The following is a 24,764-nucleotide window of genomic DNA, read 5'->3' as shown; positions in this document are numbered from 1 at the left end:
TAGTGGCCGCGGAGCTTCATCTCGCGGAAAATACCCTCGCGCTGCATCTTCTTCTTCAGCGCCTTGAGGGCTTGATCGACATTGTTATCGCGAACGAGAACCTGCACGCGGCATCCTCTTTCAATTGATCGGATTGGAATCTTCAGAAAGCGGAGAGCCGACTAAAGCCGTGCCCTCAACCTCAAGGGCGCGGATGTACCAGATCAAACCGGGAATGTCCACCTCGCCAGGCCGCGGTTTTGCGCCATTTTGGCCTGCGGAAGCCGCTCTTTTCGGCCAGTTATCATATTTCTCGCGCAACAAGGGCGACCTCGACAGCAGCCCGAAGGCGGCCACATACTCGCGCAGGACGACTCACAAAAATGGCGTCCAGATCACCATCCGGGAGGATTCGACATGAACGCAAAAAAATATGCCGCCGAGGCGATCGGCACGTTTTGGTTGACGTTTGCGGGGTGCGGCAGCGCGGTCATCGCCGCGGGGTTTCCGCAGGTTGGCATCGGCCTGCTCGGCGTGTCCCTCGCCTTCGGGTTGAGCGTCGTGACGATGGCCTATGCCATCGGTCATGTCTCGGGCTGCCATCTCAATCCGGCGGTTACGGTGGGGCTTGCGGCAGGCGGCCGCTTCCCGACGGGGCAGATCCTTCCTTACGTGATTGCGCAGGTTGTCGGCGCAATCGTGGCCGCGGCTTTATTGTACGTCATCGCGAGCGGCGCCGCCGGTTTCGACCTCAGCAAGGGCTTTGCATCGAACGGCTACGACGCGCATTCGCCCGGCAAATACAGCATGGTGGTCTGCTTCATCACCGAAGTGGTGATGACCATGATGTTCCTGTTCATCATCATGGGCTCCACCCACGGCAGGGCGCCCGCGGGTTTCGCTCCGCTGGCGATCGGATTGGCGCTGGTGATGATTCACCTGGTCAGCATTCCCGTCACCAACACCTCGGTCAATCCGGCGCGCAGCACCGGTCCGGCGTTGTTCGTCGGCGGGTGGGCGCTGGCGCAGCTGTGGCTGTTCTGGATCGCACCGTTGATCGGCGGTGCGCTCGGCGGCGCGCTCTATCGCTGGCTTAGCGAGGAGCCGGCCGGCCTCGTCGAAGGCAAGACGCCCGCGTGATGCTGGAACACGATGCTTTAGGTCGAATTGCGATGTTAGGTCACCTCTCCCCGCAGGGGAGAGGTCGGATCGCATCGCAGATGCGATCCGGGTGAGGGGACTATCCGCGAGTCCGAATGCGCGGAGAGACCCCTCACCCGAAGCCTGCGCTTCGCTCCGGCTTCGACCTCTCCCCTGCGGGGAGAGGTGACACGAGCCGCTTCAAGGTAAATTTGACGGCAGCTATTTCTTGCCCGGCGTCACTTGCGTGACATGTCCCATCTTGCGGCCGGGGCGCGGCGCGCCCTTGCCGTAGAGGTGTACCGTGGCGCCGGGGACCGTGAGCCACTGCTCGTAACCGAGGACGTCGTTGCCGATCAGATTGGTCATGGTGACGTCGCCGTGGCGGACCGGCTTGCCGAGCGGCCAGCCCGCGATGGCGCGGATGTGCTGTTCGAATTGCGAAACCGAGGCGCCGTCCAGCGTCCAGTGCCCGGAATTGTGCACCCGTGGCGCGATCTCGTTGACTAGGAGCGGCCCGGATGTGGAACCCTCCCGGCCCGGCACCACGAACATTTCGACCGCGAGCACGCCGACATAATTCAGCGCGTTGGCGATGGTCTCGGCGATGCCGCGGGCCTGTGCCGCCAACGCATCTGAAACCGCGGCCGGCGCGCGCGATATCTTCAGAATGTGGTCGCCATGTTCGTTTTCGGTAACGTCGAAGCATTCGACATGGCCGTCGGCGCTACGCGCCACGATCACCGAGATTTCGCGCTCGAACGGGATGAAGGCCTCCAGGATGGCGGATTTGGTGGCAAGGTCGGCCCAGACCCGATCCAGGTCATCGCCCTCGCGGATGATGGCCTGGCCCTTGCCGTCATAACCGAAGCGGCGGGTCTTGATCACCGCGGGAAGCCCGATCCTCGTGATCGCGGCTCGCAGCCCGTCTAGCGACGACACGTCGGCATAGGCGGCGACGCCGATGCCGAGCCGCGCCACGAAATCCTTTTCGGCAAGGCGGTCCTGCGTGGTCCCGAGCACCTTGTATTCAGGCAGCACCGGGCGGCGCGCCGCCAGGATCATCGCGGCGGCCGCCGGCACGTTCTCGAATTCATATGTGATGACATCGACGTCGTTGGCGAACAGCTCCAGCGCCTCGACGTCGGCATACTCCGCGCAGGTGGCGTGCAGCACCACGTCGAACGCCGGCGAATCCGGATCAGGCGAAAACACCTGGCACTTGAAACCGAGGCGCGACGCCGCCATCGCCAGCATCCGGCCCAATTGCCCACCGCCGAGAATTCCGATGGTGTCGCCCGGCTTCAGCTTCACCTGGGTGGAAGCCATCACGCGGAGTCCTCCGGCCGTTCGCCAACCGCATCGGTCTGCGCCTTCCGCCAGGCGGCGAGCCGGCCCGCCAACGCCGGATCGTTCAGCGCCAGCACGGAGGCTGCCAGCAAGGCGGCATTGACGGCGCCGGGCTTGCCGATCGCCAGCGTTCCCACGGGAATGCCGGCCGGCATCTGCACGATCGAATACAGCGAATCGACGCCGGACAGCGCCTGGGATTCGATTGGCACGCCGAACACCGGCAGTTCCGTCAGCGACGCCGTCATGCCCGGCAGATGCGCCGCGCCGCCGGCCCCGGCGATGATGACCTTGAAGCCGGCAGCCTTGGCACCCTTTGCGAAGGCGAACAGCCGGTCCGGGGTGCGGTGCGCCGACACGATTCGCTTCTCGCAGCCGACGCCGAGCGCCGTCAGCGTTTCGGCGGCGAAGCGCATGGTGTCCCAGTCCGACTGGCTACCCATGATAATGGCGACGGCGGCACTCATTTCCAAGTCAATTCTGTTCGGGAATCCAAAAACATAGGGCGGATTATAGGTTTAGCCTTTGTCGTGGCAAGGATCACGGAATGGGCTATTGTTTCATGGTCAATGACGGTGGCCCATGAAGAAGAAACCGAAGCTCGCTGCACTGAAAGCGATCAAACACCGAACAAGCGGCGAGAGGGCGGGGACCAAACCCGATCAGGCCGGGCGCGTCAAGCGCGGAAGCGGGGGCTCAAAATCCCGGGTCCCAGCTGTCGCCGCCGATCCCAAACTGACGGTTCGCCGGCTGCGGTCGCAACTCGCCAAGGCGCAGGCACGAATCGAGGAGCTGGAGGCTTCGGCCGATCAGGATTTCCTGCTCGACATTCCGAACCGGCGCGGTTTCGAGCGCGAACTGAACCGCTCGATCGCTTACATCAAGCGCTATCACGCCAGCGGCGCGCTGATCGTGCTCGACGTCGACCGCTTAAAGCCGATCAACGACGCCTACGGCCATGCCGCCGGCGACGAAGTGCTGAAAGCGATCGTCGCGGCGCTGCTGCGGCATGTCCGCTCGTCGGACGTGATCGGACGGCTTGGCGGCGATGAGTTCGCGCTGCTGTTGTGGAACTTAAGCGAAACCGACGCCCGCGCCAAGGCGGCCGCATTGGAGGAAGCCGTGGACGGGCTGTCCTTCATGTTTCGAGGCCGCAGGATCTCGGCAGGCGCCTCCGCCGGGGTCGCGGTCCTGGGGCCTCAGGCCGAGGCGCGCAAGGCGCTGGAAGAAGCCGACAGCGCGATGTATGTCCGCAAGGCGCAGCGACGGCACGAGGGGTGAGGATGACAGTCAAGCCCGTTCCATTCACGCTTCACATTCCAGACGCCGATATTGCCGATCTTCGCGAGCGCCTCGGACGCACCCGCTTTCCCGATTCCGCTCCCGGCGAAGCATGGGCCTATGGCACGGAGGTCGATTACCTTCGTGAGCTCACCGAATACTGGCGCACAAAATTCGACTGGAGGGCCGAGGAAGCCGCACTGAACGGCTTTCCGCAATTCCGCGTAGCGCTTGACGATGTCGACCTGCATTATTTGCACGTCCCCGGCGTCGGCCCCGACCCGATGCCGCTGCTCCTGCTGCACGGCTGGCCGGGTTCGGTGTTCGAGTTTCTCGACATCATCCCGCGCCTCACCGACCCGGCGCGCTTCGGCGGTGATGCGCGCGATGCGTTCACCGTGGTGGCGCCGTCACTGCCCGGTTATGGCCTCTCGTTCAGGCCCGGTCAGAAGCGGTTCGGCGTTCCCGAAATGGCGGACTGCGTCGCGGCGCTGATGACCGACGTGCTCGGCCACGAAAAATTCGGCGCGCAAGGCGGCGACTGGGGCGCGGCAGTTACCAGCCGGCTCGGCTACGCGTATGCAGATCGCATGATCGGCATCCACATCAATCTGATGATGGCCGCGAGCCGTGATCCCGCCGATTTTCCCAAGCCGACCGAAGAGGAGCAGAGCTACCTCGTCGAATTGAAACGATGGCTGCGCGAGGAGACCGGTTACCAGTGGATCCAGGGCACCAAGCCGCAGACCCTTGCCTTTGCACTCACCGATTCGCCGGCGGGCCTGGCTGCGTGGATCGCGGAAAAATTCCGCTCCTGGTCCGACTGCAACGGTACCATCGAAAATGCGATTTCCCGCGACCGCATGCTCGCCGACATCTCGCTTTACTGGTTCACCGGCGCGATCGGCGCTTCGTTCTGGCCGTATTACGCCCGTCTGCACGGCTCGGCGATCCTGCCCGCGGGCGACACGATCTCGGTGCCGACCGGCTACGCGCAATTCCCGCGCGAAATGCTGAGACCACCGCGCCGGGCTGCCGCGCGCGTGTACACTAATATCAGGCGCTGGAGCATCATGCCGAAGGGCGGACACTTTGCCGCGCTGGAACAGCCGGAATTGCTCGCCGGCGACGTGCAGGCGTTCTTCCGGGAATTGCGGTGACGGACCGGCAGGCCCTGTACAATCTCGCGCAAGGTCAGGCCGCGCCCTTTGCGCGGGCCGATCCGGTTCGCGTCAAGCCACCCGACGCCAGCGCCTGCAATTCCTGAAGTTCATGCTCCAGATATTCGTTGGCCATGATCAGCGCCTTGATCGCGCCGCGCATATTGCCGCCGCACATCGCAATCGCCTGGTCGCAGGCCTGCTCATAGTGGATGTTTTCGGTCAGCGGGGCGCGTTCGGACATGGGAAACTCCGTGCTTTCGGCGTGGGTATGGCGGCGACGAAGGCATGTTCTCTTTTTGTTCTTTCGGAGTCAAGGCGGATCGTTAGGCCGCACCGGTTTTCCCGCACTAATCGGCCGGCATCTTGAACGTGAACCGCGTCTCGACCTGGAATCGACGCTGAGCGTCCCGCCATGGGCGCGCGCGATCTCGGGGGCGATATAAAGCCCCAGGCCGAGGCCTAGCGAGCGCTGGACCGCGACGCGGTAGAACGGCTGGAACAGCCGCTGCATGGCGTCCGGCGGAATTGGATCGCCGGAATTGGCGACCGACAGTTCGAATGCGCCGTCGCGGGTCACGGCCTGCACCCGCACCGGGCTGACCGGGCTTCCGTGAGTCAGGTCGTTGCCGAGCAGATTGGAGAACATCTGCGCGATACGTCCGCTGTCGCAATTGACCGGCTGACCGAGCGCGAACTTCGCCTCGACTTTTCGATCGGGATAGCTGGCGCGCAGTTCGCGACACGCGCGCGGCGCTCTTTTGCATCAGCCGGAGAATCTCCTCGGTGGCTTCTTCGATCTGGCCTTTGCAAGCATCCTGGTCCCGGCGGCAATCGAGGCCAGCGGATTGCGCAAATCGTGCCCTAGCACCGCGATGAACTGCTCGCGCAATTCGGCGGTCTGCCGTTCGGTCAAAAGCTTGGCCTCGGCGCCGACAAGGCGGTCGACCGCATTCGAGACACGCTGCTCGGAACCAAAACAATATCCGGGGTTTAACCGCGTGTTCGCAAGGAGTGAGACGCATGGGTCTTCCACAAGCCAAAAGACCCCTGGTGCTGATCGTGGAAGACGAGTTCCTGTTGCGCATGAATGCCGTGGAGATGATCAAGGCCGCCGGCTTCGACGCCATCGAAGCCGCCAATGCCGACGAGGCGATCGAGATCCTTGAAAACCGCCGCGACATCACCGTGGTATTTACCGATATCCAGATGCCGGGTTCCATGGATGGATTGAAGCTTGCCCAGGCGGTCAAGGGCCGCTGGCCGCCGATCAAGATTGTCGCTACCTCCGGTCATGTGAATGTGAACGAAGTGGATTTGCCGGACGGCGGACGGTTTCTGCCGAAACCCTACAGCCCGCATCAGATCACCGGCGTGCTGCGCGAATTGATCGGCGTGTAGACCGAAAGGGCCGTCATTCCGAGGCGCGAGTGAAACGAGCGAACCCGGAATCCGGAACCAAAGCGCTGTGCGTCTGGATCCCGGGTCCATGCGAAGGCGCGTGTCCCGAAATGACTAAGCAATAATATCCGGCGTGATCTGGTCTTCGATGAAGGCGATGCGATCGCGCAGCTGCAGCTTGCGTTTCTTCAGCCGCTGCAGCCGCAGCAAGTCCGGCGCTGGCGATTGATGCAACGCATCGATCGCCGCGTCGAGGTCGCGATGCTCCTGCTGCAGCCGGGCAAGCTCGGATGCGAGCTCTCGCGCTTCGCGTTCTTCGTCGGTCATGGCCTACACTAACTTAAACCGAACGGGTTTGCGAAGGGATACCGCGGTCGCAAGGAATATCGTCCGCGCGGCGGCTGCGGCGCGCCGGCCGGGGCAAGAAGGTTCCCTCACGATTCATTTCAACTAATACACCATGTGAACATTTCAATTTTTAATACCCATCGACAGCCGCCTGGGCTGATGTACACTCCGGTTGTCCAGATCGAATCTGAGGTCCACAACCGAGGAGACTTTGTATGGCAATACAGGCGCATCTCGTTGAACTGGAACGCAAACATCGGGTTCTGGAAGGCGAATTGCACGAGGCTCTCACCCATCCATCCACGGACGACCTGCTGATAGTCGAGTTGAAGCGCCGCAAATTGATGGTCAAGGATGCAATCCAGCGGTTGAAACTGACCGCGAGTGAAACGGTCCACTAGCGTTTTTTAGACCTAGTCCGGTTGCATCACCACGGACAGGCCTTCGGGTTTTACAATTGTGAGTATCGGGGATAATTGCCGTGGCGGTCAGCCGCCGCGCGAATTGTCATGCCCAACCAGTTCTCCGACATAGTCCGCAATCGCCAGCGAGGACGTCAGCCCCGGAGATTCGATTCCGAACAGGTTGATCAGTCCGCCGACGCCGTGGTCCGGCGGGCCCTGGATCAGGAAATCCTGCTTGGCCACCGCCGGCGGCACGATTTTGGGGCGAATGCCGGAATAGCTAGGCATCAGCGCGCCATCCGGCAGATCAGGCCAGTAACGCCGGATTGCCGGATAAAACAGCTCGGCCCGCGCCGGATCGACGGCGTAGTCGATGGTGTCGACCCATTCCACGTCGGGACCGAACCGGGCCTGGCCTGCGAGATCGAGCGTGAGGTGCACGCCGAGCCCGCCGGGTTCCGGCACCGGATAGATCAGGCGCGAAAACGGTGCCCGCGCGCTGCAGCTGAAATAGTTGCCCTTCGCAAGATAGGCCGGCGGAATGAGTTCGATCGGCATGCCGTCGATACCGCGCGCGACCGCAGTCGCGCCGAGGCCGGCGGCATTGACCAGCAGCCGGCATTGCAGCGTCATCGGCGCCTCGCCGCCGACATCGAGTTCAATCGCCCCCGTCGTCGCCCTGGCGCGCAGCAGCGGCGCGTGGAAGGCATAGGCGGCGCCGGCGGCTTCCGCATCGCCGCGCAGCGCCAGCATGAAGGCGTGGCTGTCGACGATGCCGGTGGAAGGCGACAGCAGCGCCGCGTCGCAATGAAGCGCCGGCTCCATCGCGCGCGCGGCCTCGCCGCTGAGAACCTGCATGTCCAGCACGCCGTTGGCTTCGGCGTGGGCCTTGATCGATTGCAGCTTCTCGGCCTCGCTGGCCGTTGTCGCGACGATCAGCTTGCCGCAATTGCGGTGTGGGATGCCGTGATCGCGGCAATAGCCGTACAGCGCCCGCTTGCCGGCCACGCACATCCGCGCCATCAGGCTGCCGGCCGGATAATAGATGCCGGCATGGATCACCTCGCTGTTGCGCGAGGAGGTCGCGGTGCCGATGCCCTCCGCAGCCTCAACAACGACGACTTCCAGCCCCGCCAGCGCCAGCCGCCGCGCAATGGCGAGACCGACCACTCCCGCACCGACGACGACGCACTCAACTCTGTCCATTCGCGGCTCGCGATTTCCGGATCGGTTGCTTGTTCAATGTGCCCTGGGCGGCCGCGGAAGCGTGGCCTTTTTAACGCGCTATCGCCCCTGTGATAACGCGTTTTTTGCCCGCAGGCCCGGCCTCGATTTTGCCGGCGTTTCCAAGCCGGGCTGTTTGTTAGCAAAGCATTAATCATCAAGGGCCAATTGCCGTCATTTGAGTCAGTTTTTCCCGTTGCGGGGGTACGCGTTTACCCGATTCAAACCCGTGAAGCCAGACACTCCGCCCGCAATCCGCGGGTGAGGTATGGCTTCCAAGAATTGGCGGGCAGGCGGCAAAATTCTGATTTCTGCGCTGGCCGCCATGTGCCTGTTCGCAGCGCCGTCGGACGTGGTGCGGGCCGCGTCCGGCGACTTCGCGCCGCCAAGCTATATCGGCTCGATGGATCCGCACCTGGTCTGGGAAGTGCTGATCGGCGGCATCGTCGTGCTGTCGTTTCTCGGCGCCATCACCCTGTGGGTGATGTCGGCGTCGCGCAAATTCACACGCGCGCAGCTGCGGCGCAACGCATTCATCAGCTCCGCCCTGAACAATCTCAGCCAGGGCGTCGTCATGACCGATGCGCAAAAGCGCGTCGTGTTCTGCAACGATCGCTATCTCGAAATCTACGGGCTGACGCGCTCGGATATTCGCAAGGATATGACCGGGCCGGAATTGCTCGCGCTGCGCCGCAAACGCGGCGTGCTCGATATCAGTATCGACGATTTCTACCAGTTCGCCGGCACCGGCGAAGGCCTCATCACCGAATTGCCCAACGGGCAATCGATTCTCGTCAAATACTGGAGCCTGCCGAACGGCGGCTCGGTGGCGACGCATGAAGATTGCAGCGAGCAGCGCCGGCTGTCGCGGCAACTGGCGACCACCACGCAGTTCCTGGAATCCGTCATAGACAACGTGCCGGTCTGCGTCGCCGCCAAGAGCATCGAGGACGGCCGCTACATCCTCGCCAACCGCGCCTTTGAGAAGTTTTCGCGGCTGTCGCGGGAAAACATCGTCGGCAAGCGCGCCGACGAGATTTTCCAGCCGGCCACGGCGGCGGGAATCGCGGAAGCCGACCGCGCCGCGCTGGAATCGCCGGACAGCCAGTTTCGCAACGAGATGGTGGTGGAGCGCGGGTCGCAAAAGCGCACGCTATCCAGTAACCGCGTGATCGCCCGCGACGAAAACAACCAGCCGAAATTCCTGATCGCATTGTTCGACGACGTGACCGATCACAAATCGCTGTCGCGCGAACTGGAAAACACCAAAAAATTCCTCGAACTGATCGTCGACAACATTCCGGTTTCGCTGATCGTCGAGCGCGTCAGCGATGGAAAATACCTGCTTGCCAACCGCAGCGCGGAGACCATTCTCAACCGCCGGCGCGAGGACGCCACCGGGCTTACCGCCGCCGATATTTTCAATCCGCGGGAAGCCAGGCTGATCATGACGCGCGATGAAGCCGCGATCAAGAAAAGAGGCATGCTCACCGAAGAGCACCCGATCAGCACCAAGGACGGCTTGCGGCTGTTCCTGACGCGGCGCGTCACCGTGCTCGATGATTCCGGCCAGCCGCAGTATCTCATCAAGACCCATGAGGACGTCACCGATCGCCGTCAGACCGAGTCGCGGATGGCGCACATGGCCTATCATGACGGCCTGACGGACCTGCCGAACCGGGCGGCGTTCCTGCAGGCGCTTTCCCAGATGATCGAGGCCTGCGCTGATACCGACGAGCAATTCGCAGTGTTGTCGGTTGATCTCGACGGGTTGAAGGAAATCAACGACGTGTTCGGCCATTCGGTCGGCGACAAGCTGCTGATCGAAGTTTCGCGCCGCATTCAGAACTCGGCGCGTGGCGGCGTTGTCGCGAGACTCAGCGGCGACGAGTTCGGCCTGCTGATCGATGGAACGCAGCCCGGGGCCGGCAGGGCGCTGGCGGAGACGGTCTCGGAAGCCCTGGCGAGCGGCTTCCTGATCGACGGCAAATCGGTCCGCATCGGCGTCACCACAGGCATTTCGATCTTCCCGCGCGACGGCGCCGACGCGGCGTCGCTGCTCGCCAATGCCGGCGCGGCGCTGTTCCGCGCCAAGGCGAAATCGCGCGGCTCGATCGGCATCTTCGAGCCCGAAATGGACCAGCAGATTCGCGACCGCCGCGTGCTGCATCAGGACCTGTCGCTCGCGATCCGGAACGGCGAGCTTTCGCTGTACTACCAGCCGCAAGCCAAGGCGGGCCAAACCGTCGCAACCAGCGAGGTGCTCGGCTTCGAGGCGCTGGCGCGCTGGTTCCATCCGGTGCGCGGTTTCGTGCCGCCCGGCGATTTCATCCCGCTGGCGGAAGAAAGCGGCCTGATCGTCGAGATGGGCGAATGGATTTTGCGCGAGGCCTGCCGCGAGGCCGCATCCTGGCCGCACCCGCTGCAGATCGCGGTCAACCTGTCGCCGGCGCAGTTCATGCACGGCGATCTCGTCAGCTTGGTGCATTCGATCCTGCTGGAAACCGGCCTCGCGCCGGGCCGGCTGGAGCTTGAAATCACCGAAGGCGTGCTGATCGAGGATTTCGATCGTGGCCTCGCGCTGCTGCGGCGGCTGAAGGCGCTCGGCGTGCGCGTATCGATGGACGATTTCGGCAGCGGTTATTCCTCGCTGAGCTATCTGCAGGCGTTCCCGTTCGACAAGATCAAGATCGACCGGGCCTTTGTCATGAACCTCGGACGCAACCCGCAATCGGCGGCGATCGTTCGCGCGGTGATCGGCCTCGGCCACGGGCTGGAGATGTCGATCGTCGCCGAGGGCGTCGAAAGCCAGGAGCAGCTCTCATTCCTCGCGGACGAGGGCTGCAACGCGGTGCAGGGCTATTTCATCGGCAAGCCGGCCCCGATCGTGCAATATTCCGCGCTGGTCGGGCGCAACGATACCAGCCCGATGGCGCCCGCGCGCAAAGCGGGCTGAAGGCGTGGGCCGGGCGCGTTGCGCCTTGGCCCGCCCACCGTGTACACCATGCAATCATGGCTGAGGAATTAGCGACCACCGAACCGCCTGCCCCCGCGGCCGACATGCCGCTGCTGCGCATCGATGCCGTGGTGAAAAAGTTCGGCGGCTTCACCGCGGTGGACAAGCTATCGCTCGACATCCGGGCGGGAGAATTCTTTGCGCTGCTGGGGCCGTCCGGCTGCGGCAAGACCACGCTGCTGCGGATGCTCGCCGGTTTCGAGACGCCCGACGCCGGCCGAATTGTTCTGAACGGCAAGGACATCGCGCGGGTGCTGCCGCATCAGCGGCCCGTCAACATGATGTTCCAGAACTACGCGCTGTTCCCGCATCTGTCGGTGCGCGACAACATCGCCTTCGGGCTCAAGCGTGCGAACATGCCGCGGCCGCAGATCGACACCCGCGTCGCGGAGATGGTGGCGCTGGTCAAGCTCGAGGGACTCGAACGGCGAAAACCGGATCAGCTCTCCGGCGGACAGAAGCAGCGTGTGGCGCTGGCGCGCTCATTGGCAAGGCGCCCACAGGTGCTGCTGCTGGACGAACCGCTCGCCGCACTGGACAAGAAGCTCCGCGAGAGCACGCAGGCGGAACTGATCCAGCTGCAGCGGCGGCTGGGCATGACCTTCGTCATCGTCACCCACGACCAGGAAGAGGCGATGACGGTGGCCGACCGCATCGGCGTGATGGATTCCGGCCGGCTCGAACAGGTGGCGACGCCGCGGCAACTGTACGAGGCGCCTAGCTCGCGCTGGATCGCCGAGTTCGTCGGCGACATCAACATGCTCGAGGGGCAGATCGAAAACCGCGAACAGCACCGGCTGAGCATTGCGACGCGTGATGCCGGCACCATCGTCGCCGCCGAGCCGCGGCAGCCGCTAACCAAGACCACGATCTGCGTTGCCGTCCGCCCCGAGAAAATAAAACTGTCGCGCCGCGGACCGGTTTCCGAGGCGGCCGGTGCGATCCCAATGAACCGGCTCGAAGGCGTGGTCATCGAGGTCAATTATCTCGGCGGCCTCACCACCTACAAGGTCAAGCTAGACGGCGGCGCGATCCTGCGCGCATCGATGGCCAACACCGCGCGGCTCGAGATGGACGCCTACAATGCCAGCCAGCGCGTGACGGCGTGGTTCGCGCCCGACGATTGCGTGGTGCTGGAGCGATGAGCACCCGCCGGATTTTCGCCCGCCCCGCGCGCATCGCCGCGATCGCGCCCTATCTGTGGATGGTGCTGTTCTTTCTGGTGCCGTTCGGCTTCGTGCTGAAGATCAGCCTGTCGCAAACCGCCATCGCGCAGCCGCCTTATCAGCCGCTGTTCGACCTCACGGCGGGGTGGCCGGCGCTGCAAGCCGCCTTCGCGGCGCTTTCGCTGGACAGTTTCAGGCTGCTGATCGCCGACGACCTCTATGTGCTGTCGTACTTGCGCAGCATCGCCGTCGCACTGGTCTCTACCGCGATACTGCTGCTGATCGGCTATCCCATCGCCTATGCCATGGCGCGGTTGCCGCCGCGCTGGCAAAGCGTGGCGATGATGCTGGTGATCGTGCCGTTCTGGACCTCGTTCCTGATCCGGATTTATGCCTGGATCAACATCCTGCAGCACGACGGCGTGCTCAACAAGACGCTGCTGGCGCTGCATATCGTGTCCGCGCCGGTGGTGTGGCTGTCCACCGACAGCGCCATGTATCTCGGCATGGTCTATTCGTATCTGCCGTTCATGATCCTGCCGCTGTATGCGACGCTCGCCAGGATGGAGCCCGCGCTGCTGGAGGCAGCCGCCGATCTCGGCTCGTCGCGAGCCCAGGCGTTCTGGCTGGTGACGTTTCCGCTGTCGCTGCCGGGCGTTGCCGCCGGGGTGCTGCTGTGCTTCATCCCGATTCTCGGCGAGTTCGTAATTCCGGATCTGCTGGCCGGCTCCGATTCCATGATGATCGGCCAGACGCTGTGGCTGGAATTTTTTACCAACAAGGACTGGCCGATGGCGTCGGCGACCGCGGTGGTGCTGCTCATCCTGCTGCTGGCGCCGCTCTTGACCTACGATCACCTGCAGCGCCGCAGGCTGGAGACGCGGTGATGGTTGCAGAGCAGCACGGTGTGCTTCACCTCTCCCGCGGGGAGAGGTCGGATCGCATCGGCAGATGCGATCCCGGTGAGGGGTTAGGGCCTAACGATAGTCCGTACCCCCTCATCCCAACCCTCTCCCCATGGGACAGGGGGCGCGCTGCCGTTGTGGTAAGCCCTTCCAGCAATAACAGCCTCTCAAATCATTCGCGATGGGGAACTCTTCGATGAGCCCCCTGAAACGGCTCTCGCCATTCAACGTCACTTCGCTGGCGCTGGGGCTGGCGTTTCTGTATCTGCCGATCGTGATCCTGGTGATCTATTCGTTCAACGCCTCGCGGCTGGTGACGGTGTGGGGCGGCTGGTCGACGCGCTGGTACATCGAATTCTTCAACGACCGCGCCATGCTGGACGCCGCCTGGATGAGTGTTCGGGTCGGCGTGGTGTCGGCTACCGCGGCGACCATTCTCGGGACGCTGGCGGCGGTGGCGCTGTCGCGCGGCGAGCGTTTTAAGGGCCGCACGCTGTTTTCCGGCATGCTCTATGCGCCGCTGGTGATGCCGGAAGTCATCACCGGGCTGTCGCTGCTGCTGCTGTTCGTCGCACTCAATGCCGAGCGCGGCTTCTGGACCGTCACCATCGCGCATACCACGCTGACCATGTGCTTTGTCGCCACCGTGGTGCAGTCGCGCTTGAGCGCGCTCGACCGCAGTCTCGAAGAAGCCGCGATGGACCTCGGCTGCGATCCGCTGCGGGCATTTTTCGCAGCGACGCTGCCGCTGATCCTCCCCTCGATCGCGGCGGGCTGGATGCTGGCGTTTACGCTGTCGCTGGACGATGTGGTGATCGCCAGCTTCACCACCGGTCCTGGTTCGGCGACGCTGCCGATCCGGATCTATTCGGAGGTGCGGCTGGGGGTGAAGCCGGAGATCAACGCGATCTGCACGCTGATCATCGGCCTGATCGCGGTGGTGATCGTGGTGGCGTCGCTGGCCTCAAAGCTGTCCGGCGCGCGAGGAGAGACGGCGGCGCCGCTGTAGCGCACCGCATCTCAACGAGTCGTCCCCGCGAAGGCGGGGACCCATACGCCGTGTCGTCTCGTTTCACGCAAGGCCGTTGCACACATCTTTGCAACCGTAGACGCCAGGGGTTATGGGTCCGCGCCTTCGCGGGGACGACTTATGGAAAGGTAATGCGCTGCTCAATTCCCCTTCGGCGCTTCGGCCGCGGGTGCGCTGGCCGGCGCAGGCGCGGCGGCTTCCGGCGCAACTTTCTGCCCGGTAATACGCTCCAGCACCGAGCGCACGGCGTCGCGGGTCTTGCGGTCCTTGGCCGCGTCGAGCAGCGGTGCTGCGCCCGGCGAGCGGCGGATCAGGCTTTCCGGATCGGGAAAGATCAAGGGATCGTCCCACGGCCCTTGCACCACGAACGGCAGGTCGAAGCCGGGCGGCGCGTTCGCCACCGAGGTCAGGCTGGCGACGCCCTTCAAGTCGTATTCGCGCGCGGGCACCGAGGCGGTGCCGGTCAGCGTCACCCGCGACGCCGGCCCCTCGACGCGCACGTTTTCGGCGGTGGCGATGCCGTCGCTGAATTTCAGCGCGATGGTCAGCTTGTCGTAAGGCGTCGAACCGCTGCGAAAATTGCCGCCCCCGGACAAGGGCCGCCGCTCCAGCCGCTTCAGCAATTGTTCGACGTTGAAGCCCGAGATGGCGCCGTCATGGCCGGTCAGGGTGGCGGTGCCGTCGAGCGATTGCGCGAGGCCGAACGGACTGTTGCCGGTGGCTTCCAGCGCGACATTGAGATTGCCGCGGCCGGAGAGCTTGGTCAGGCCGAACAACTCGCTGGCGCAGGACAACAGGTCGACGTCGATGAACTGGAATTGCGCCTTGACGTCGACGACCGCGTCGGAGCGCGCGACATTGAACGAGCCCTTGGCGATGCCGCCATACATCTGCGCCTCGCCGATGCTCAGCGCCAGCGTGCCGCCGCGCAGGTTGGCGCCGAGCGCGGTGCGACCGAGCGTCGATTTTCCGACGGTGACTTTTGCCGCCGACAGCCGCATATCGAGATCGGTGGTGGTCAGCGAATTGAGGTCGAACAACTGCCGGTTCCAGTCGCGCTGGCCGCTGGCCAACAGCCGCACGGTCGAGACGTAAGGCGTAAAGTCGAGCGCGCCGGCGGCCAGCGTCGCCTGCAGGGTCTGGCGGCCGTTGTTCGAATAGGTCATCACGCCCTCGGCGACATTGCCGTCGAGTTCGATATTGACGTTGGTCAGCGCGATCGACGCGCCCACCATATTGGCGCGCGCCCTCAGCGCGAAGCGGCCGAACCCGCCGGTGCCGGCGGGGGGCGCCTGTCCGGTCCAGCGCAACGCGTTACGCAGCGAGACGCTGTCGGCGGTCAGCGTGCCCTCCATCAGCATGCTGGTGCGGTTGGCGACCGCGCCGTCGAACGCGACTTTCAGGGGCGCGCTCGCCAGCCGCGCCTTCAGCCCGGAGCGTTCGCCGGACAACGCGGCGATGAAGTCGCTGACGCTGATGCTGCCGTCGACGCGCTCGCCGCGCCAGTCGAATTGCCCGGTCGCGGCGAAGGAGCGCGAGATCGACGGCCACGCCAGCGACAGGTCGATGTCGCCCACGGTTTCCGATACGCGGTTGGCGGCGTCCTGGTAGCTGAGCACGCCGTCCTGGATTCGAATTTCGGAAAACGACAATTGATTGCTGGCGCCGGGCTTCATGGTCCGCGTCAGCGTATCGATGAACGGCGTCCAGTTGCTGGTGCCGTCGGCGGCGCGGATGACGTGGATATGCGGACGCAGCATCATCACGTCGGCGATTTCGAAACGCCGCAGCAGCAGCGGCAGCAGCCGCAGATTCGCGGTCAGGACGTCGACCCCGAGCGCGGGCTCGCCGGCGCCGCCGCCTTTCAATCCGACGTCATGAAACGAGACATAGCTGGCGGGAAACACCGAAATGTCGATATTGCCGTTGACCACCAGCTCGAGGCCGGTGACGGCGCGGATCTGCGCCTCCACCGCTGCACGCAAGGCGTCCCGGTTGAGAAACCACGACATGACGATCAGGCCGATCAGCGCAAGGCCGAGCAGCGCCGCGATCGGCATCCCCAGGCGTTTCATTCCTTGGGCCATCGTCAATGACATATCCGGGTCGAATTCGTCGGGGTCGAGGCTGAAGGTCAGGCGGGGCAGCCGGCCCGCCATTATCAGCAACTTGAAGGGTTTTCTTGACGCTTTCAAGGCTGCACTTCCGCTCTCCCCTTGTGTTCGCGGGGTAGCAGCGCCCGCCGGGGGATCCGATGCCGAGCAAAGCCAACCAGCAGCGCTATCGACGCCCTATCGATTCTACTCAAAGGACGTCATCTGATCGGTTCGAAGGCGCCGGTTCACCGCGCGAGAAAACATTCACAATTGTGAACCAGTTCACATAATCAAGAGGCGGAATAACCCAGAATTATGGTGTGGCATTTTCGAGAAGTGCGGCAGATGATCGGCTGCGTGCTCTGAGGGGACTTTATAAATGCGTCGCGATTTGACGATCAAGTCGGGCAATCTGGCCGGAACTTCTGACTTCAGGGTCCTGGCACCGATCAAAAAGGGGCTGATTCCTGCTCTGGACACCATGACATACAAGACCCGCGTGAAGCGCGTGCTGCGCGGACTACACGCCGGCCGCGCAGGCGGATTCGAGTATGAGTTCGCCCGCGTGTTGTCCGACGCAGTGGAGCGCGTGGGCGTCATTCATTCGGTCGGCATCGCCGTGCTCGAACCCGAGGATAAGGTCCTGCTCACGGCAACTTTCGACGGCGCGTGGGAATCCTATGTGCGCATCATCTGGCAGAAAGTGTCGCGACTGCTTGACCTCGTGTTCTGCAACACCGAGGACTACGTGCTCGGTTACGAGAACAGTTACGAACAATGGGGTGCCTGGCTTAAACGCTCACAGAGCGAGGCCTATTTTCTCTACGCCACGCCCGACCTGACGGTAGACGATACCCGCTACCTTCGCATGCAGGAAAGGGTGTACCGCCGCGAAGCAGGCGATGCGGCCGAGCAGCGCGTCACGCGGATCAGAATTCCGACCGCTGAGGAAATCGCGCGGCAGTCCATTTTCGGCAGAGGCGGCGCGGTCGGCACCGATCCCACCAACGCCGGATTCGGTGTGCCCTTGACCAAGCAGAGCGCGGGAATCCCCCCATTCCGTCAGGGCGTTCGGAGCCTGGTCGGCCTGTACCGGTTGGCCGACGTGTTTCCGCCCGGCACCAAGGACGGTGAGGTACTGCATCGCGCCGCGCAAGAACTTCTCCCGGAATTTCTGGACATGGTCGGAGACGGCGTCTACCAGAACGGCATCCTCCGTGCGCAGAAGCGCTTCGATGAGGCGATGCTCTGGCTTCAACAGCCTCCTCCCTCTGAACCCGAAGCAAGGCGCGGACTGCCGCTGGAGCCTCCCGCGGAGCCGCCGCTGAAAGACCTTGGCAATGTGCAGGCTGGAATCCTGGAGGCATATCCGGACGTTCATTACGGATGCCTGTTTCTGCTCGGCTTCGACGGACCGGCGGCGCTTGCAGCGTTTTTGAAAGCGCTGCCCTTCAGGTCGGCGGCCCCGGCCGATACGCTGCAGCCCGGGCAGATCGCCACCAATATTTCCTTTACGGTCGAGGGCCTGCGCGTCGCCGGCCTTTCGGACGACGAAGTGCGCGCGCTTCCTGACGAGTTCGTGCAGGGCATGGAGCGCCGTGCCGGCCTGTTGGGGGACTTGCGGATCAATCATCCGCGTCGGTGGCGGCTGCCGGCTCTCAACTGGCATCTCGGCGTGGATGCCCCCGACATTGGTGAAGACGATCCGGCACCTCGCATCGATCTGAGTGCCGTTCATGCGGTCATCCAGGTTCGGCTGCGGGGTCCGCATGAACATGCGGAAAAGTCGAAGGCGCAGCTGATGAGCGCGATGCAAAAAATGGTTGCCAGTCATCCCGGCGTCAAGCCGCTGTCGCTGCAGTGGATGAAACGGCTACTGAATTCGGCCGGCGACGTTGCGGAGCATTTCGGCTTTATCGATGGTACTTCCAACCCCGTATTGAAGAAAGGCGACGCAGGCGAGCGCTATTCCAACCACGTCCATCTTGGCGAGGTCTTGTGCGGCTATCCGAACATTTCCGACAACACAAGCGGCTATGAGAACGCGCCGGACTTCATCCGGTCGCTTCTCAACGACGGCAGCTTCATGGCACTGCGCAAACTGCGGCAGGATGTGGAGGCTTTTGACGAAACCTTGAACGCCGCGCAGCAGCAAGCCGCGGCCGCAGGGCAGGCGCTTACACGCGAAGACTTCATGGCCAAGATGATGGGCCGTTGGCCCGGCGGCCACCCGAAAGCCGGTCAGCCGCTGGCCGTGGTCCTCGATCCGGATCCGCTTTCAAATGACTTCCATTTCGACGCGGACAAGGACGGTCGGTTATGTCCGCTTCATGCCCACATTCGGCGCGCAAATCCGCGAGTCAGGAACCCGGAAGCCGGCAGCCGGCCACCGCGCTTCATCCGTCGCGGCATGTCCTACGGTCCACATGTCCGCCGGTCGAATGACGCGCAGACCGTAAAGGACAGCCTCGATCAGGAACGCGGGCTTATCTTCATGGCATATAACGCCAATCTCGGCGAGCAGTTCGAAACGGTACAGCGTTGGCTGAACGGCGCAAACAGCTCGGCTTCGTATTCGGGACAGAGCGATCCTATCTTCGGCGTGGCCGAATCCGGCCGCCGCCGCTATTTCCGCTTCGAGCATGACGGCCAAACGGTCCATATGCCGGTCGACGGCTCCGACCGGCTTCACGACGAGCCGCGTCCCCTGGTGCGGCTGGAGTGGGGAGCCTATTTGTTCGTCCCTTCCAGGAATGCGCTTGCGCTCTTGCAAGAGCGGGCCGCGGCGCAGGGTTGCAAACGGCCCGTGATATGGAGCGCGGACGCCGGCGAAATAGCGATCGCCCGGCTGCGCGACATCGAAACGCGCCTCGGCCACGCGGAAGCCATCACGGCCTGGAAATCCGCGCTTGAAGATCCTGATGCCGCCGCCGACTTTACAACTGCATCGATCTGGGCGGCCATCCGCGAGCGTCATGGCGGGGTGCTGCGGACGCCGTTCGGCGTCCTGATGGCAGAGCGACGCATGGTTGATGAGGTGCTGCTGGATCCCAAGCGCAACTTGTCGGTCAAAGGATATCTGCCGCGTATGCATGACTCTTTTGGCGAAATCTATCTGGGGCTGGATGCTGGTCAGGATGGGGCTTACGAGCGCGAATCCGCGGCGTGCAATGACGCCATCATGGCTCTCGACCCGCAGTACACGTTCAAACAAGCACGGGATTGGACCAGGGCTGCGCTGCAAGAGCTGGTCAACGAAGCCGTCGGCTACGCCAAGGAAGACGGCGAGACGCGCTGGGACCTGACGGTGGACGTGCGCGTACTCGTCGACTCGCTGCTCGCCGACTTCTGCGAGGAGTGGTTCGGGCTTGCGGAAGACGGCAATTGCTTCCGGCGCAGCGGCTACCGCTGGGACTGGCAGCCCGGCCAACCGCCGACCTACCCGGGTCACTTTCTCGCCCCTTCGCGCTATTTCTTTCAACCACGCCCTTTTGACAAGGTCGAGGAAATCGGGAAAACGCACGGTGTCGCGTTGCGAAGCGCGACGCTCGAGTTCCTGCGCAGTCGCGGCAATCAACTCAAGGCGCCCGTGGCACGCGCGATACTCGATTCCGAACCGGGCAAGGATCTGGATTTCGCCGCACGCACGCTGATCGGCGCCGTGATCGGGTTTGTTCCCACCGTCAACGGCAATATCCTGCGGGTCTTGAACGAGTGGCTGCGCGAGGGCACGCTGTGGTCATTGCGCGCGCGCCTTGGCCGTGTCGAGGCGGCTGATTTTACCGACGCTTGCAATCGTCTCGGCGCAGACTTTATCCCAGCCATGCAGTTGCGCACGGCGCCGGAGCTATTGTGGCGAACCGCAACAGTCCGGCATTGGATGGGTGAGGGTCTGCATAAGGTGGCCGTCGACCCAGGCAGCATCGTTGTTGCGGCGGTGATCTCCGCCACGCAACAAAACCTGCAGGAGGGCTGCCCCAACTATCATCACGCCTTTGGTGGCAACCGCCGGGCTAAAGACCATCCGACCCATGCCTGTCCCGGAGCCGACCCGGCCCTCGCCGTGATGCTTGGCTTCTTCAGCGCCTTAGTCGAGTCACAACTGCCGTTGCGAGCCGGACCGGGCCCGCTGACGCTCGCTTTGGATGGTCGGTTGCCGGCTCCCGATGACGCGTTCGAATCAAGGAAAAGAGCCACCATTTCGCCCGGGCCGGATCATGACTTTGATCTCCGGGCGGAAACCAAACTGTGGCAAAGCTCGACGGCCACGCCGATACTGGCGGTCGGCGATTCCTGGCTTTTTGATCAGTGGGAGCGCGACTATGGGGTCGTGAGGGGCAACCTGTCCAAGTCGCTTCTCAAGCTGGGTTATAAGGATAACGCGCGCGCTACGTCAGACTTCGCGTCCGCCGGCCGGACATTGAGCGGTATGACCCACCGGTCCTTTCTAAAAGACGTGACGAACTATCTTGCCGATGAGCCAGGTATAAAGGCCATCTTTGTCGGTGGGGGCGGCAACGATGTTGTGGCGGGCCTTCCGGGGCAGCAGCCGCTGTACAGGATGCTGAAGCCGCTGAGCGCCGAAGAAGATCCCCTGAATGAAGCAGAGGTTGCCGACTTTATCGACGTCACGCTGTTCAAGTACTACGACACGATCATCAAGACGCTGACCACGAACTCCAAAATCCCCATCATCATCCACGGCTACGATCATCCGATTCCCGATGGCAGAGGGGATACGCTACTGATCGCGAGGTCCGGACCGTGGCTACAGCCTTTCTTCGGGATGCGCGGCTACGACATCATCAACAACAGTCAGCATTTGGCCCTGGCGAGCAAGGTCATGCGTCGCTTGATCGACCGGCTCAACGCCACGGTAAAAAAGGTCGCGGACGCCTATCCGAACCGTGTCTACTACGTCAAGCTGACCGGAACGCTGGCCGAAAACTTCGGAGATGCTGACAAACATACGCTGCTATGGGCCAACGAGTTGCACCCCAACGAGCAAGGCTACGATCTGGTGGCCGCGCTGATCGCGAAGCAATTGAAGGATCTCAATATCGGCTGAGTCATACCCGGGTCTCGAGCCAGCGGGTCGCTTGTGCTGCGTGCCAATGCATCCCAAGCCCGCGCAGCTCCGCGGCGGCTTCCGTCATCGTCCGGCATGCCGCTTCGGCATGACCTTGTCGAGAGAGAATCTCTCCGCGTACGGTCTTGTTCAATGCGGCCTCGCGTGGCGAACCACGCAGCTTCGCGGAGGTTTCGGCCCGCCGCAGCCAACGCCGGCTGGCGACGAAATCATCGCGACCGGCAGCGATTCGTGCCATGGCACGGCACGTCGCCGCCTCACCCAACCGCTCGCCCTCGCGTGCGCGGCGCAGCACATGTGCAGCGTATCGTCGCGCGCTGACGATGTCCCCCTCGGCGGCACAAGCTTCAACTAGCCAACCATAGTAAAGCGAGGTGTAGAACCGGCCACGCCGCGCCTCCATCCATTGCACGGCATCGCGCAGTTGCTGCAGGCCGGCAGCGTTCCCGGTCCGCGCCCAGCGTGCAAAGCCGGCCGCTGCGCGACAGACGACCAACAGTAACAGGCCATGCGTGTTCTCGGCAATTCGCGCGCTCTCGGCGGCGACGACCTCGGCTTCCTGCCAGCGTCCCTGCCAGATCAGGGAGACCGCCACCCAGTTGCGCACGGAATTGGCCGCCGGGTGTCTCGATTCGTCGAGCAACGTCATCGCCTCCGCAAGGCAAACGCGCGCATCGTCGAAGTCGCCACGGTCGGCCAGTATGCTCGCCTTGCAAGACAGCGCGTAAGCCGATCCGATCGCGATGCCGCCACCCGGACGGCTGCGCTGCTGCTTGGCCGAGACAGCGGCGTCCAGCAGGGTGGTCGCTTCGTCGTACTGGCAGGTCGCGGCAAGGATCTGCCCCAGCGTCGCTTCGATCTGAGCGACCAGGCGCTGGTCACCCGCCGCGCGCGCCAGCGTCGCCGCCTGCCGTGTGTGTTTCTCGCCTTCCCGAAATCGCCCGAAGCCATAGCACATGTAACCGAGCCAGTATTGCGCACGCGCGACTGCGTTCGCATCGTCCAGCGAGCGCGCCAGCGCCACCGCGCGTTCGAAGACGGCGACCTCGTCGCTGAGCGCCAGCGGGTCGAATATGCAAACCATGCCCAGTTTGTTGGCCAGCAGACACCAACGCAGCGACTGCTCGTGCGTACGCTGCGGCACGCGGTCCAGTGCGTCCATGGCGGTCTGATACTGCGCCCGCGCGCGGTCGAGCGCGAACGCGGCCATCGCCTTGTCGCCCGCGCGTTCGGCATAATGCGCGGCGCTTTCCCAATGGCCCGCGCCGCGGCAGTGGTACGCCAGGGCTTCGAGCGCGTCCTCGCGATCGGTCTGTTGGGACCGCGCCAGCAGCGCGGTCTGGACGCGCTGGTGCAGCGCTTGGCGCTCTCGCAGGCCGATGGAATCGTACACCGCGTCGCGGGTGATGCCGTGCTTGAACCGTAATCCGCCGCCGGCCGGATCGGCATAAAGAAAGTCGGCGTCCGCCAGTGCCTGTATCATGGTCCGATCCGGCGCGCTGCCGCAGGCCGAAATCAACAACCCGCCCGGAACCACGTTGCCAATGACTGCCGCGGCGCGCACCACGCTAACCTGCTCCGGCGGCAGGCGAGCCAACCGCGAGGCCACCAGCGTCGCCACCCACCCCTGCGTGCCCCGGCCTTGCAGCGCTTGCGAGAGGTTGTTGGCTGAAGCCGAATGGCACAGCTCTTCAATGTACAGGGGCACGCCGCCGGCGTAGCTGTGGATGCGCGCCACCAGAAACGGGTCGGCATGCGGCACCCAGCGTCGCACGGCAAGGTCGGTTTCCGACCCTTGAAACGGCTCCAGCACCAGATGGGGCGCACCGGAAATCCACTCAGCGCCGTCGTCGCGCGGCCGGCTGGCCAGGATGACACGCGGGCCCACGGCCGATTGCAGCAGCGCCTCCAGCAGCTGGCGGCTCGCATCGTCGGCCCATTGCCAGTCGTCGATCACCAGCACCAGCGGAATCTTCGCGGATAAAGCCGTAAAGAAACCCAGGAGGTCGCCGACCACGCCGCTGGCGGTCAAACGGCCGCCTGCTTCGGCTCCGGCGGATACCAGCGCAAGGATCGATTCGGCGCGCGGACCTAGTTCGCCAATCCACGGCTCCAATACGGCACGAGCGGCGGTGGCGGCCTCATCTTTCGGCATATCCGGCTGCATTCCGAAGAAGGACCGCAGCACCTGCAGGAAGGGCTGCAGGACCTCGGCGCCGAGATAGCTTTCGCAGCTGCCGCGCAGCAGTGTAAGGGATCCGCCTTCAAACTGGCGCAGCACTTCCTCCAGCAACCGCGTCTTGCCCAATCCGGGGCCGCCGACCACGAGCGCACACCGTCGCGCGGCCGGGTGTGCCGCACCCAGGAAATCGGTCAGAAAAGCGGCGACTTCGCCGCGGCCGATGAAGGGCGTCAAGCCGCGGCCAGCGGTGGCGTCGAAGCGCCGGGTGGCCGAGCCGCGTCCGAGCACCGCACGGACCTGCGGCAGCCCGAACTGAGGACTGGCATTGGCGGGCCCTTCGCCGAGCTCAAAGAAATTTGCATATGGTCCCAGAGCTTCAAGGCTGGCGAGAATCTGGTCGGGAGCGGCATGCTGGGACAGATGAGCCGCCGTGTTGACCACATCGCCGATCAAATCAAACCGGCCCCATTCGATGTCGCCAGCGGACAGCAGCAAAGTACCGGCATGGATTCCCGAATGCATTCGCAACGGCTGATGACCGGACGGCAAGCCTTCGTGCTGCAGCTGCCCGGCCCACTCGTGGATGTCGAGGGCGGCCTCTGCGGCACTCCGGCCGTCGTCCTCGCCTGAATGTGGGTAGCCGAACACTGCGAGAGCGCCGTCACCCTGCGTTCTAATCACGCGGCCCCCATGCTTAGCCGCGGCTTGATGCCAGATCTTGCGCAGTTGGCCCAGCAGTTCGGCGAAGTGCTCCGACTCCATTTCCCTGCTTAGCGCTGTTGATCCCACCAGGTCGGAGAAAAGGACCGTCAATCGATGACGTTCGCCGGTGGGGGGAACAGCAGTTTCGCGGGACTGTGCTTTCATCGTCGCTGTGGAGGCCGGGCGTTCTTGAAAGGCGAGTCCGGCCCTTGGCTTGGTACTGAACCGGCTGCCGCGCCCTATCCTTACACCCGGTCGATGTCCGGGCATACCCCCGGTGCAAATTTCCGC

General features: G+C 63.7%; 21 protein-coding genes. 10 read left to right on the top strand and 11 right to left on the bottom strand.

Features of this window, described 5'->3' with window-relative positions:
- Both rpsU and VGP39_RS22005 read right to left on the bottom strand, forming a co-directional pair.
- The coding region (rpsU, locus tag VGP39_RS22010) for a 30S ribosomal protein S21 (RefSeq protein ID WP_327570206.1) at nucleotides 1-107 on the bottom strand (107 nt) is incomplete at its 3' end.
- Between the two features lie 13 nt (nucleotides 108-120).
- The gene (locus VGP39_RS22005; protein ID WP_327570203.1) at nucleotides 121-303 is read right to left on the bottom strand and encodes a hypothetical protein; all 183 of its coding nucleotides are present in this window, start codon (nucleotides 301-303) and stop codon (nucleotides 121-123) included.
- A gap of 93 nt (nucleotides 304-396) precedes the next feature.
- On the opposite strand from VGP39_RS22005, the gene aqpZ reads away from it, so the two are divergent.
- The gene (gene aqpZ / locus VGP39_RS22000) at nucleotides 397-1,119 is read left to right on the top strand and encodes an aquaporin Z (RefSeq protein ID WP_327570202.1); all 723 of its coding nucleotides are present in this window, start codon (nucleotides 397-399) and stop codon (nucleotides 1,117-1,119) included.
- 222 nt (nucleotides 1,120-1,341) lie between these two features.
- On the opposite strand, the gene VGP39_RS21995 is transcribed toward aqpZ, so the two are convergent.
- Complete coding sequence (locus VGP39_RS21995; RefSeq protein ID WP_414644766.1) at nucleotides 1,342-2,448, bottom strand: 5-(carboxyamino)imidazole ribonucleotide synthase; 1,107 nt, start codon at nucleotides 2,446-2,448, stop codon at nucleotides 1,342-1,344.
- Nucleotides 2,448-2,936: a 5-(carboxyamino)imidazole ribonucleotide mutase gene (gene purE, locus VGP39_RS21990; RefSeq protein WP_327570200.1), complete on the bottom strand. Its 489-nt coding sequence runs from the start codon at nucleotides 2,934-2,936 to the stop codon at nucleotides 2,448-2,450. Before purE ends, VGP39_RS21995 begins: the two co-directional genes overlap by 1 nt.
- 115 nt (nucleotides 2,937-3,051) lie before the next feature.
- On the opposite strand from purE, the gene VGP39_RS21985 reads away from it, so the two are divergent.
- Both VGP39_RS21985 and VGP39_RS21980 read left to right on the top strand, forming a co-directional pair.
- Nucleotides 3,052-3,750 (top strand): GGDEF domain-containing protein, encoded by a 699-nt coding sequence (locus tag VGP39_RS21985; RefSeq protein ID WP_327570199.1) that lies wholly within the window; start codon nucleotides 3,052-3,054, stop codon nucleotides 3,748-3,750.
- Nucleotides 3,751-3,752: 2 nt separating this feature from the next.
- On the top strand, nucleotides 3,753-4,910 hold the full coding sequence (locus VGP39_RS21980; RefSeq protein ID WP_327570198.1) for an epoxide hydrolase family protein: 1,158 nt from the start codon (nucleotides 3,753-3,755) through the stop codon (nucleotides 4,908-4,910).
- Between the two features lie 34 nt (nucleotides 4,911-4,944).
- Here VGP39_RS21980 and VGP39_RS21975 read toward each other — a convergent pair whose 3' ends face one another.
- The 3 genes from VGP39_RS21975 to VGP39_RS21965 all read right to left on the bottom strand — a co-directional run bounded on the left by VGP39_RS21975 (nucleotide 4,945) and on the right by VGP39_RS21965 (nucleotide 5,781).
- Nucleotides 4,945-5,154, bottom strand: a complete 210-nt coding sequence (locus VGP39_RS21975; protein ID WP_327570197.1) for a hypothetical protein — start codon at nucleotides 5,152-5,154, stop codon at nucleotides 4,945-4,947.
- A gap of 69 nt (nucleotides 5,155-5,223) precedes the next feature.
- Complete coding sequence (locus tag VGP39_RS21970) at nucleotides 5,224-5,559, bottom strand: sensor histidine kinase (protein WP_327570196.1); 336 nt, start codon at nucleotides 5,557-5,559, stop codon at nucleotides 5,224-5,226.
- Between the two features lie 117 nt (nucleotides 5,560-5,676).
- Nucleotides 5,677-5,781, bottom strand: coding sequence for a hypothetical protein (locus tag VGP39_RS21965; RefSeq protein ID WP_327570205.1), 105 nt, complete (start codon nucleotides 5,779-5,781; stop codon nucleotides 5,677-5,679).
- Nucleotides 5,782-5,933: 152 nt separating this feature from the next.
- Between VGP39_RS21965 and VGP39_RS21960 the strand changes: the two genes are divergently transcribed.
- Nucleotides 5,934-6,311, top strand: coding sequence for a response regulator (locus tag VGP39_RS21960; protein WP_327570195.1), 378 nt, complete (start codon nucleotides 5,934-5,936; stop codon nucleotides 6,309-6,311).
- Between the two features lie 114 nt (nucleotides 6,312-6,425).
- On the opposite strand, the gene VGP39_RS21955 is transcribed toward VGP39_RS21960, so the two are convergent.
- Nucleotides 6,426-6,638: a YdcH family protein gene (locus VGP39_RS21955; protein ID WP_327570194.1), complete on the bottom strand. Its 213-nt coding sequence runs from the start codon at nucleotides 6,636-6,638 to the stop codon at nucleotides 6,426-6,428.
- Nucleotides 6,639-6,874: 236 nt separating this feature from the next.
- Here VGP39_RS21955 and VGP39_RS21950 point away from each other — a divergent pair, with 236 nt between their 5' ends.
- Complete coding sequence (locus tag VGP39_RS21950) at nucleotides 6,875-7,060, top strand: YdcH family protein (protein ID WP_327570193.1); 186 nt, start codon at nucleotides 6,875-6,877, stop codon at nucleotides 7,058-7,060.
- 87 nt (nucleotides 7,061-7,147) lie between these two features.
- Here the strand turns inward: VGP39_RS21950 and VGP39_RS21945 are convergent, their stop codons facing one another.
- Nucleotides 7,148-8,269 carry an NAD(P)/FAD-dependent oxidoreductase gene (locus tag VGP39_RS21945; protein ID WP_327570192.1) on the bottom strand — a complete coding sequence of 374 codons (1,122 nt, stop codon included), beginning with the start codon at nucleotides 8,267-8,269 and terminating at the stop codon, nucleotides 7,148-7,150.
- A gap of 286 nt (nucleotides 8,270-8,555) precedes the next feature.
- Here VGP39_RS21945 and VGP39_RS21940 point away from each other — a divergent pair, with 286 nt between their 5' ends.
- The 4 genes from VGP39_RS21940 to VGP39_RS21925 all read left to right on the top strand — a co-directional run bounded on the left by VGP39_RS21940 (nucleotide 8,556) and on the right by VGP39_RS21925 (nucleotide 14,383).
- A complete protein-coding gene (locus VGP39_RS21940) occupies nucleotides 8,556-11,243 on the top strand; it encodes a sensor domain-containing protein (protein WP_327570191.1) in 2,688 nt (895 codons plus the stop codon).
- Between the two features lie 56 nt (nucleotides 11,244-11,299).
- A complete protein-coding gene (locus VGP39_RS21935) occupies nucleotides 11,300-12,448 on the top strand; it encodes an ABC transporter ATP-binding protein (RefSeq protein WP_327570190.1) in 1,149 nt (382 codons plus the stop codon).
- Complete coding sequence (locus VGP39_RS21930) at nucleotides 12,445-13,356, top strand: ABC transporter permease (RefSeq protein ID WP_327570189.1); 912 nt, start codon at nucleotides 12,445-12,447, stop codon at nucleotides 13,354-13,356. Before VGP39_RS21935 ends, VGP39_RS21930 begins: the two co-directional genes overlap by 4 nt.
- Before the next feature lie 214 nt (nucleotides 13,357-13,570).
- On the top strand, nucleotides 13,571-14,383 hold the full coding sequence (locus VGP39_RS21925; RefSeq protein ID WP_327570188.1) for an ABC transporter permease: 813 nt from the start codon (nucleotides 13,571-13,573) through the stop codon (nucleotides 14,381-14,383).
- Nucleotides 14,384-14,544: 161 nt separating this feature from the next.
- Here the strand turns inward: VGP39_RS21925 and VGP39_RS21920 are convergent, their stop codons facing one another.
- The gene (locus VGP39_RS21920) at nucleotides 14,545-16,491 is read right to left on the bottom strand and encodes an AsmA family protein (RefSeq protein WP_327570204.1); all 1,947 of its coding nucleotides are present in this window, start codon (nucleotides 16,489-16,491) and stop codon (nucleotides 14,545-14,547) included.
- Nucleotides 16,492-16,879: 388 nt separating this feature from the next.
- Between VGP39_RS21920 and VGP39_RS21915 the strand changes: the two genes are divergently transcribed.
- On the top strand, nucleotides 16,880-21,568 hold the full coding sequence (locus tag VGP39_RS21915) for a GDSL-type esterase/lipase family protein (RefSeq protein ID WP_327570187.1): 4,689 nt from the start codon (nucleotides 16,880-16,882) through the stop codon (nucleotides 21,566-21,568).
- A 1-nt stretch (nucleotide 21,569) separates the two neighbouring features.
- Here VGP39_RS21915 and VGP39_RS21910 read toward each other — a convergent pair whose 3' ends face one another.
- Nucleotides 21,570-24,584: an ATP-binding protein gene (locus tag VGP39_RS21910; RefSeq protein WP_327570186.1), complete on the bottom strand. Its 3,015-nt coding sequence runs from the start codon at nucleotides 24,582-24,584 to the stop codon at nucleotides 21,570-21,572.
- Between the last annotated feature and the right edge of the window lie 180 nt (nucleotides 24,585-24,764).

Source organism: Bradyrhizobium sp. (assembly GCF_036009065.1).
In the GTDB taxonomy this organism is placed as follows: domain Bacteria; phylum Pseudomonadota; class Alphaproteobacteria; order Rhizobiales; family Xanthobacteraceae; genus Bradyrhizobium.
This window is presented reverse-complemented; position numbering and strand designations above follow the sequence as displayed.

What these genes read in the sequence shown, in the direction of transcription:
- VGP39_RS21975 (WP_327570197.1), bottom strand. Translation starts at nt 5,154, where the DNA reads ATGTCCGAACGCGCCCCGCTGACCGAAAACATCCACTATGAGCAGGCC.
- VGP39_RS21980 (WP_327570198.1), top strand. Translation starts at nt 3,753, where the DNA reads ATGACAGTCAAGCCCGTTCCATTCACGCTTCACATTCCAGACGCCGAT.
- VGP39_RS21935 (WP_327570190.1), top strand. Translation starts at nt 11,300, where the DNA reads ATGGCTGAGGAATTAGCGACCACCGAACCGCCTGCCCCCGCGGCCGAC.
- VGP39_RS21930 (WP_327570189.1), top strand. Translation starts at nt 12,445, where the DNA reads ATGAGCACCCGCCGGATTTTCGCCCGCCCCGCGCGCATCGCCGCGATC.
- VGP39_RS21970 (WP_327570196.1), bottom strand. Translation starts at nt 5,559, where the DNA reads ATGTTCTCCAATCTGCTCGGCAACGACCTGACTCACGGAAGCCCGGTC.
- VGP39_RS21915 (WP_327570187.1), top strand. Translation starts at nt 16,880, where the DNA reads ATGCGTCGCGATTTGACGATCAAGTCGGGCAATCTGGCCGGAACTTCT.
- VGP39_RS21925 (WP_327570188.1), top strand. Translation starts at nt 13,571, where the DNA reads ATGAGCCCCCTGAAACGGCTCTCGCCATTCAACGTCACTTCGCTGGCG.
- VGP39_RS21920 (WP_327570204.1), bottom strand. Translation starts at nt 16,491, where the DNA reads ATGGCCCAAGGAATGAAACGCCTGGGGATGCCGATCGCGGCGCTGCTC.
- VGP39_RS21950 (WP_327570193.1), top strand. Translation starts at nt 6,875, where the DNA reads ATGGCAATACAGGCGCATCTCGTTGAACTGGAACGCAAACATCGGGTT.
- VGP39_RS21960 (WP_327570195.1), top strand. Translation starts at nt 5,934, where the DNA reads ATGGGTCTTCCACAAGCCAAAAGACCCCTGGTGCTGATCGTGGAAGAC.
- VGP39_RS21955 (WP_327570194.1), bottom strand. Translation starts at nt 6,638, where the DNA reads ATGACCGACGAAGAACGCGAAGCGCGAGAGCTCGCATCCGAGCTTGCC.
- purE (WP_327570200.1), bottom strand. Translation starts at nt 2,936, where the DNA reads ATGAGTGCCGCCGTCGCCATTATCATGGGTAGCCAGTCGGACTGGGAC.
- VGP39_RS21985 (WP_327570199.1), top strand. Translation starts at nt 3,052, where the DNA reads ATGAAGAAGAAACCGAAGCTCGCTGCACTGAAAGCGATCAAACACCGA.
- VGP39_RS21940 (WP_327570191.1), top strand. Translation starts at nt 8,556, where the DNA reads ATGGCTTCCAAGAATTGGCGGGCAGGCGGCAAAATTCTGATTTCTGCG.
- VGP39_RS21945 (WP_327570192.1), bottom strand. Translation starts at nt 8,269, where the DNA reads ATGGACAGAGTTGAGTGCGTCGTCGTCGGTGCGGGAGTGGTCGGTCTC.
- aqpZ (WP_327570202.1), top strand. Translation starts at nt 397, where the DNA reads ATGAACGCAAAAAAATATGCCGCCGAGGCGATCGGCACGTTTTGGTTG.
- VGP39_RS21995 (WP_414644766.1), bottom strand. Translation starts at nt 2,448, where the DNA reads ATGGCTTCCACCCAGGTGAAGCTGAAGCCGGGCGACACCATCGGAATT.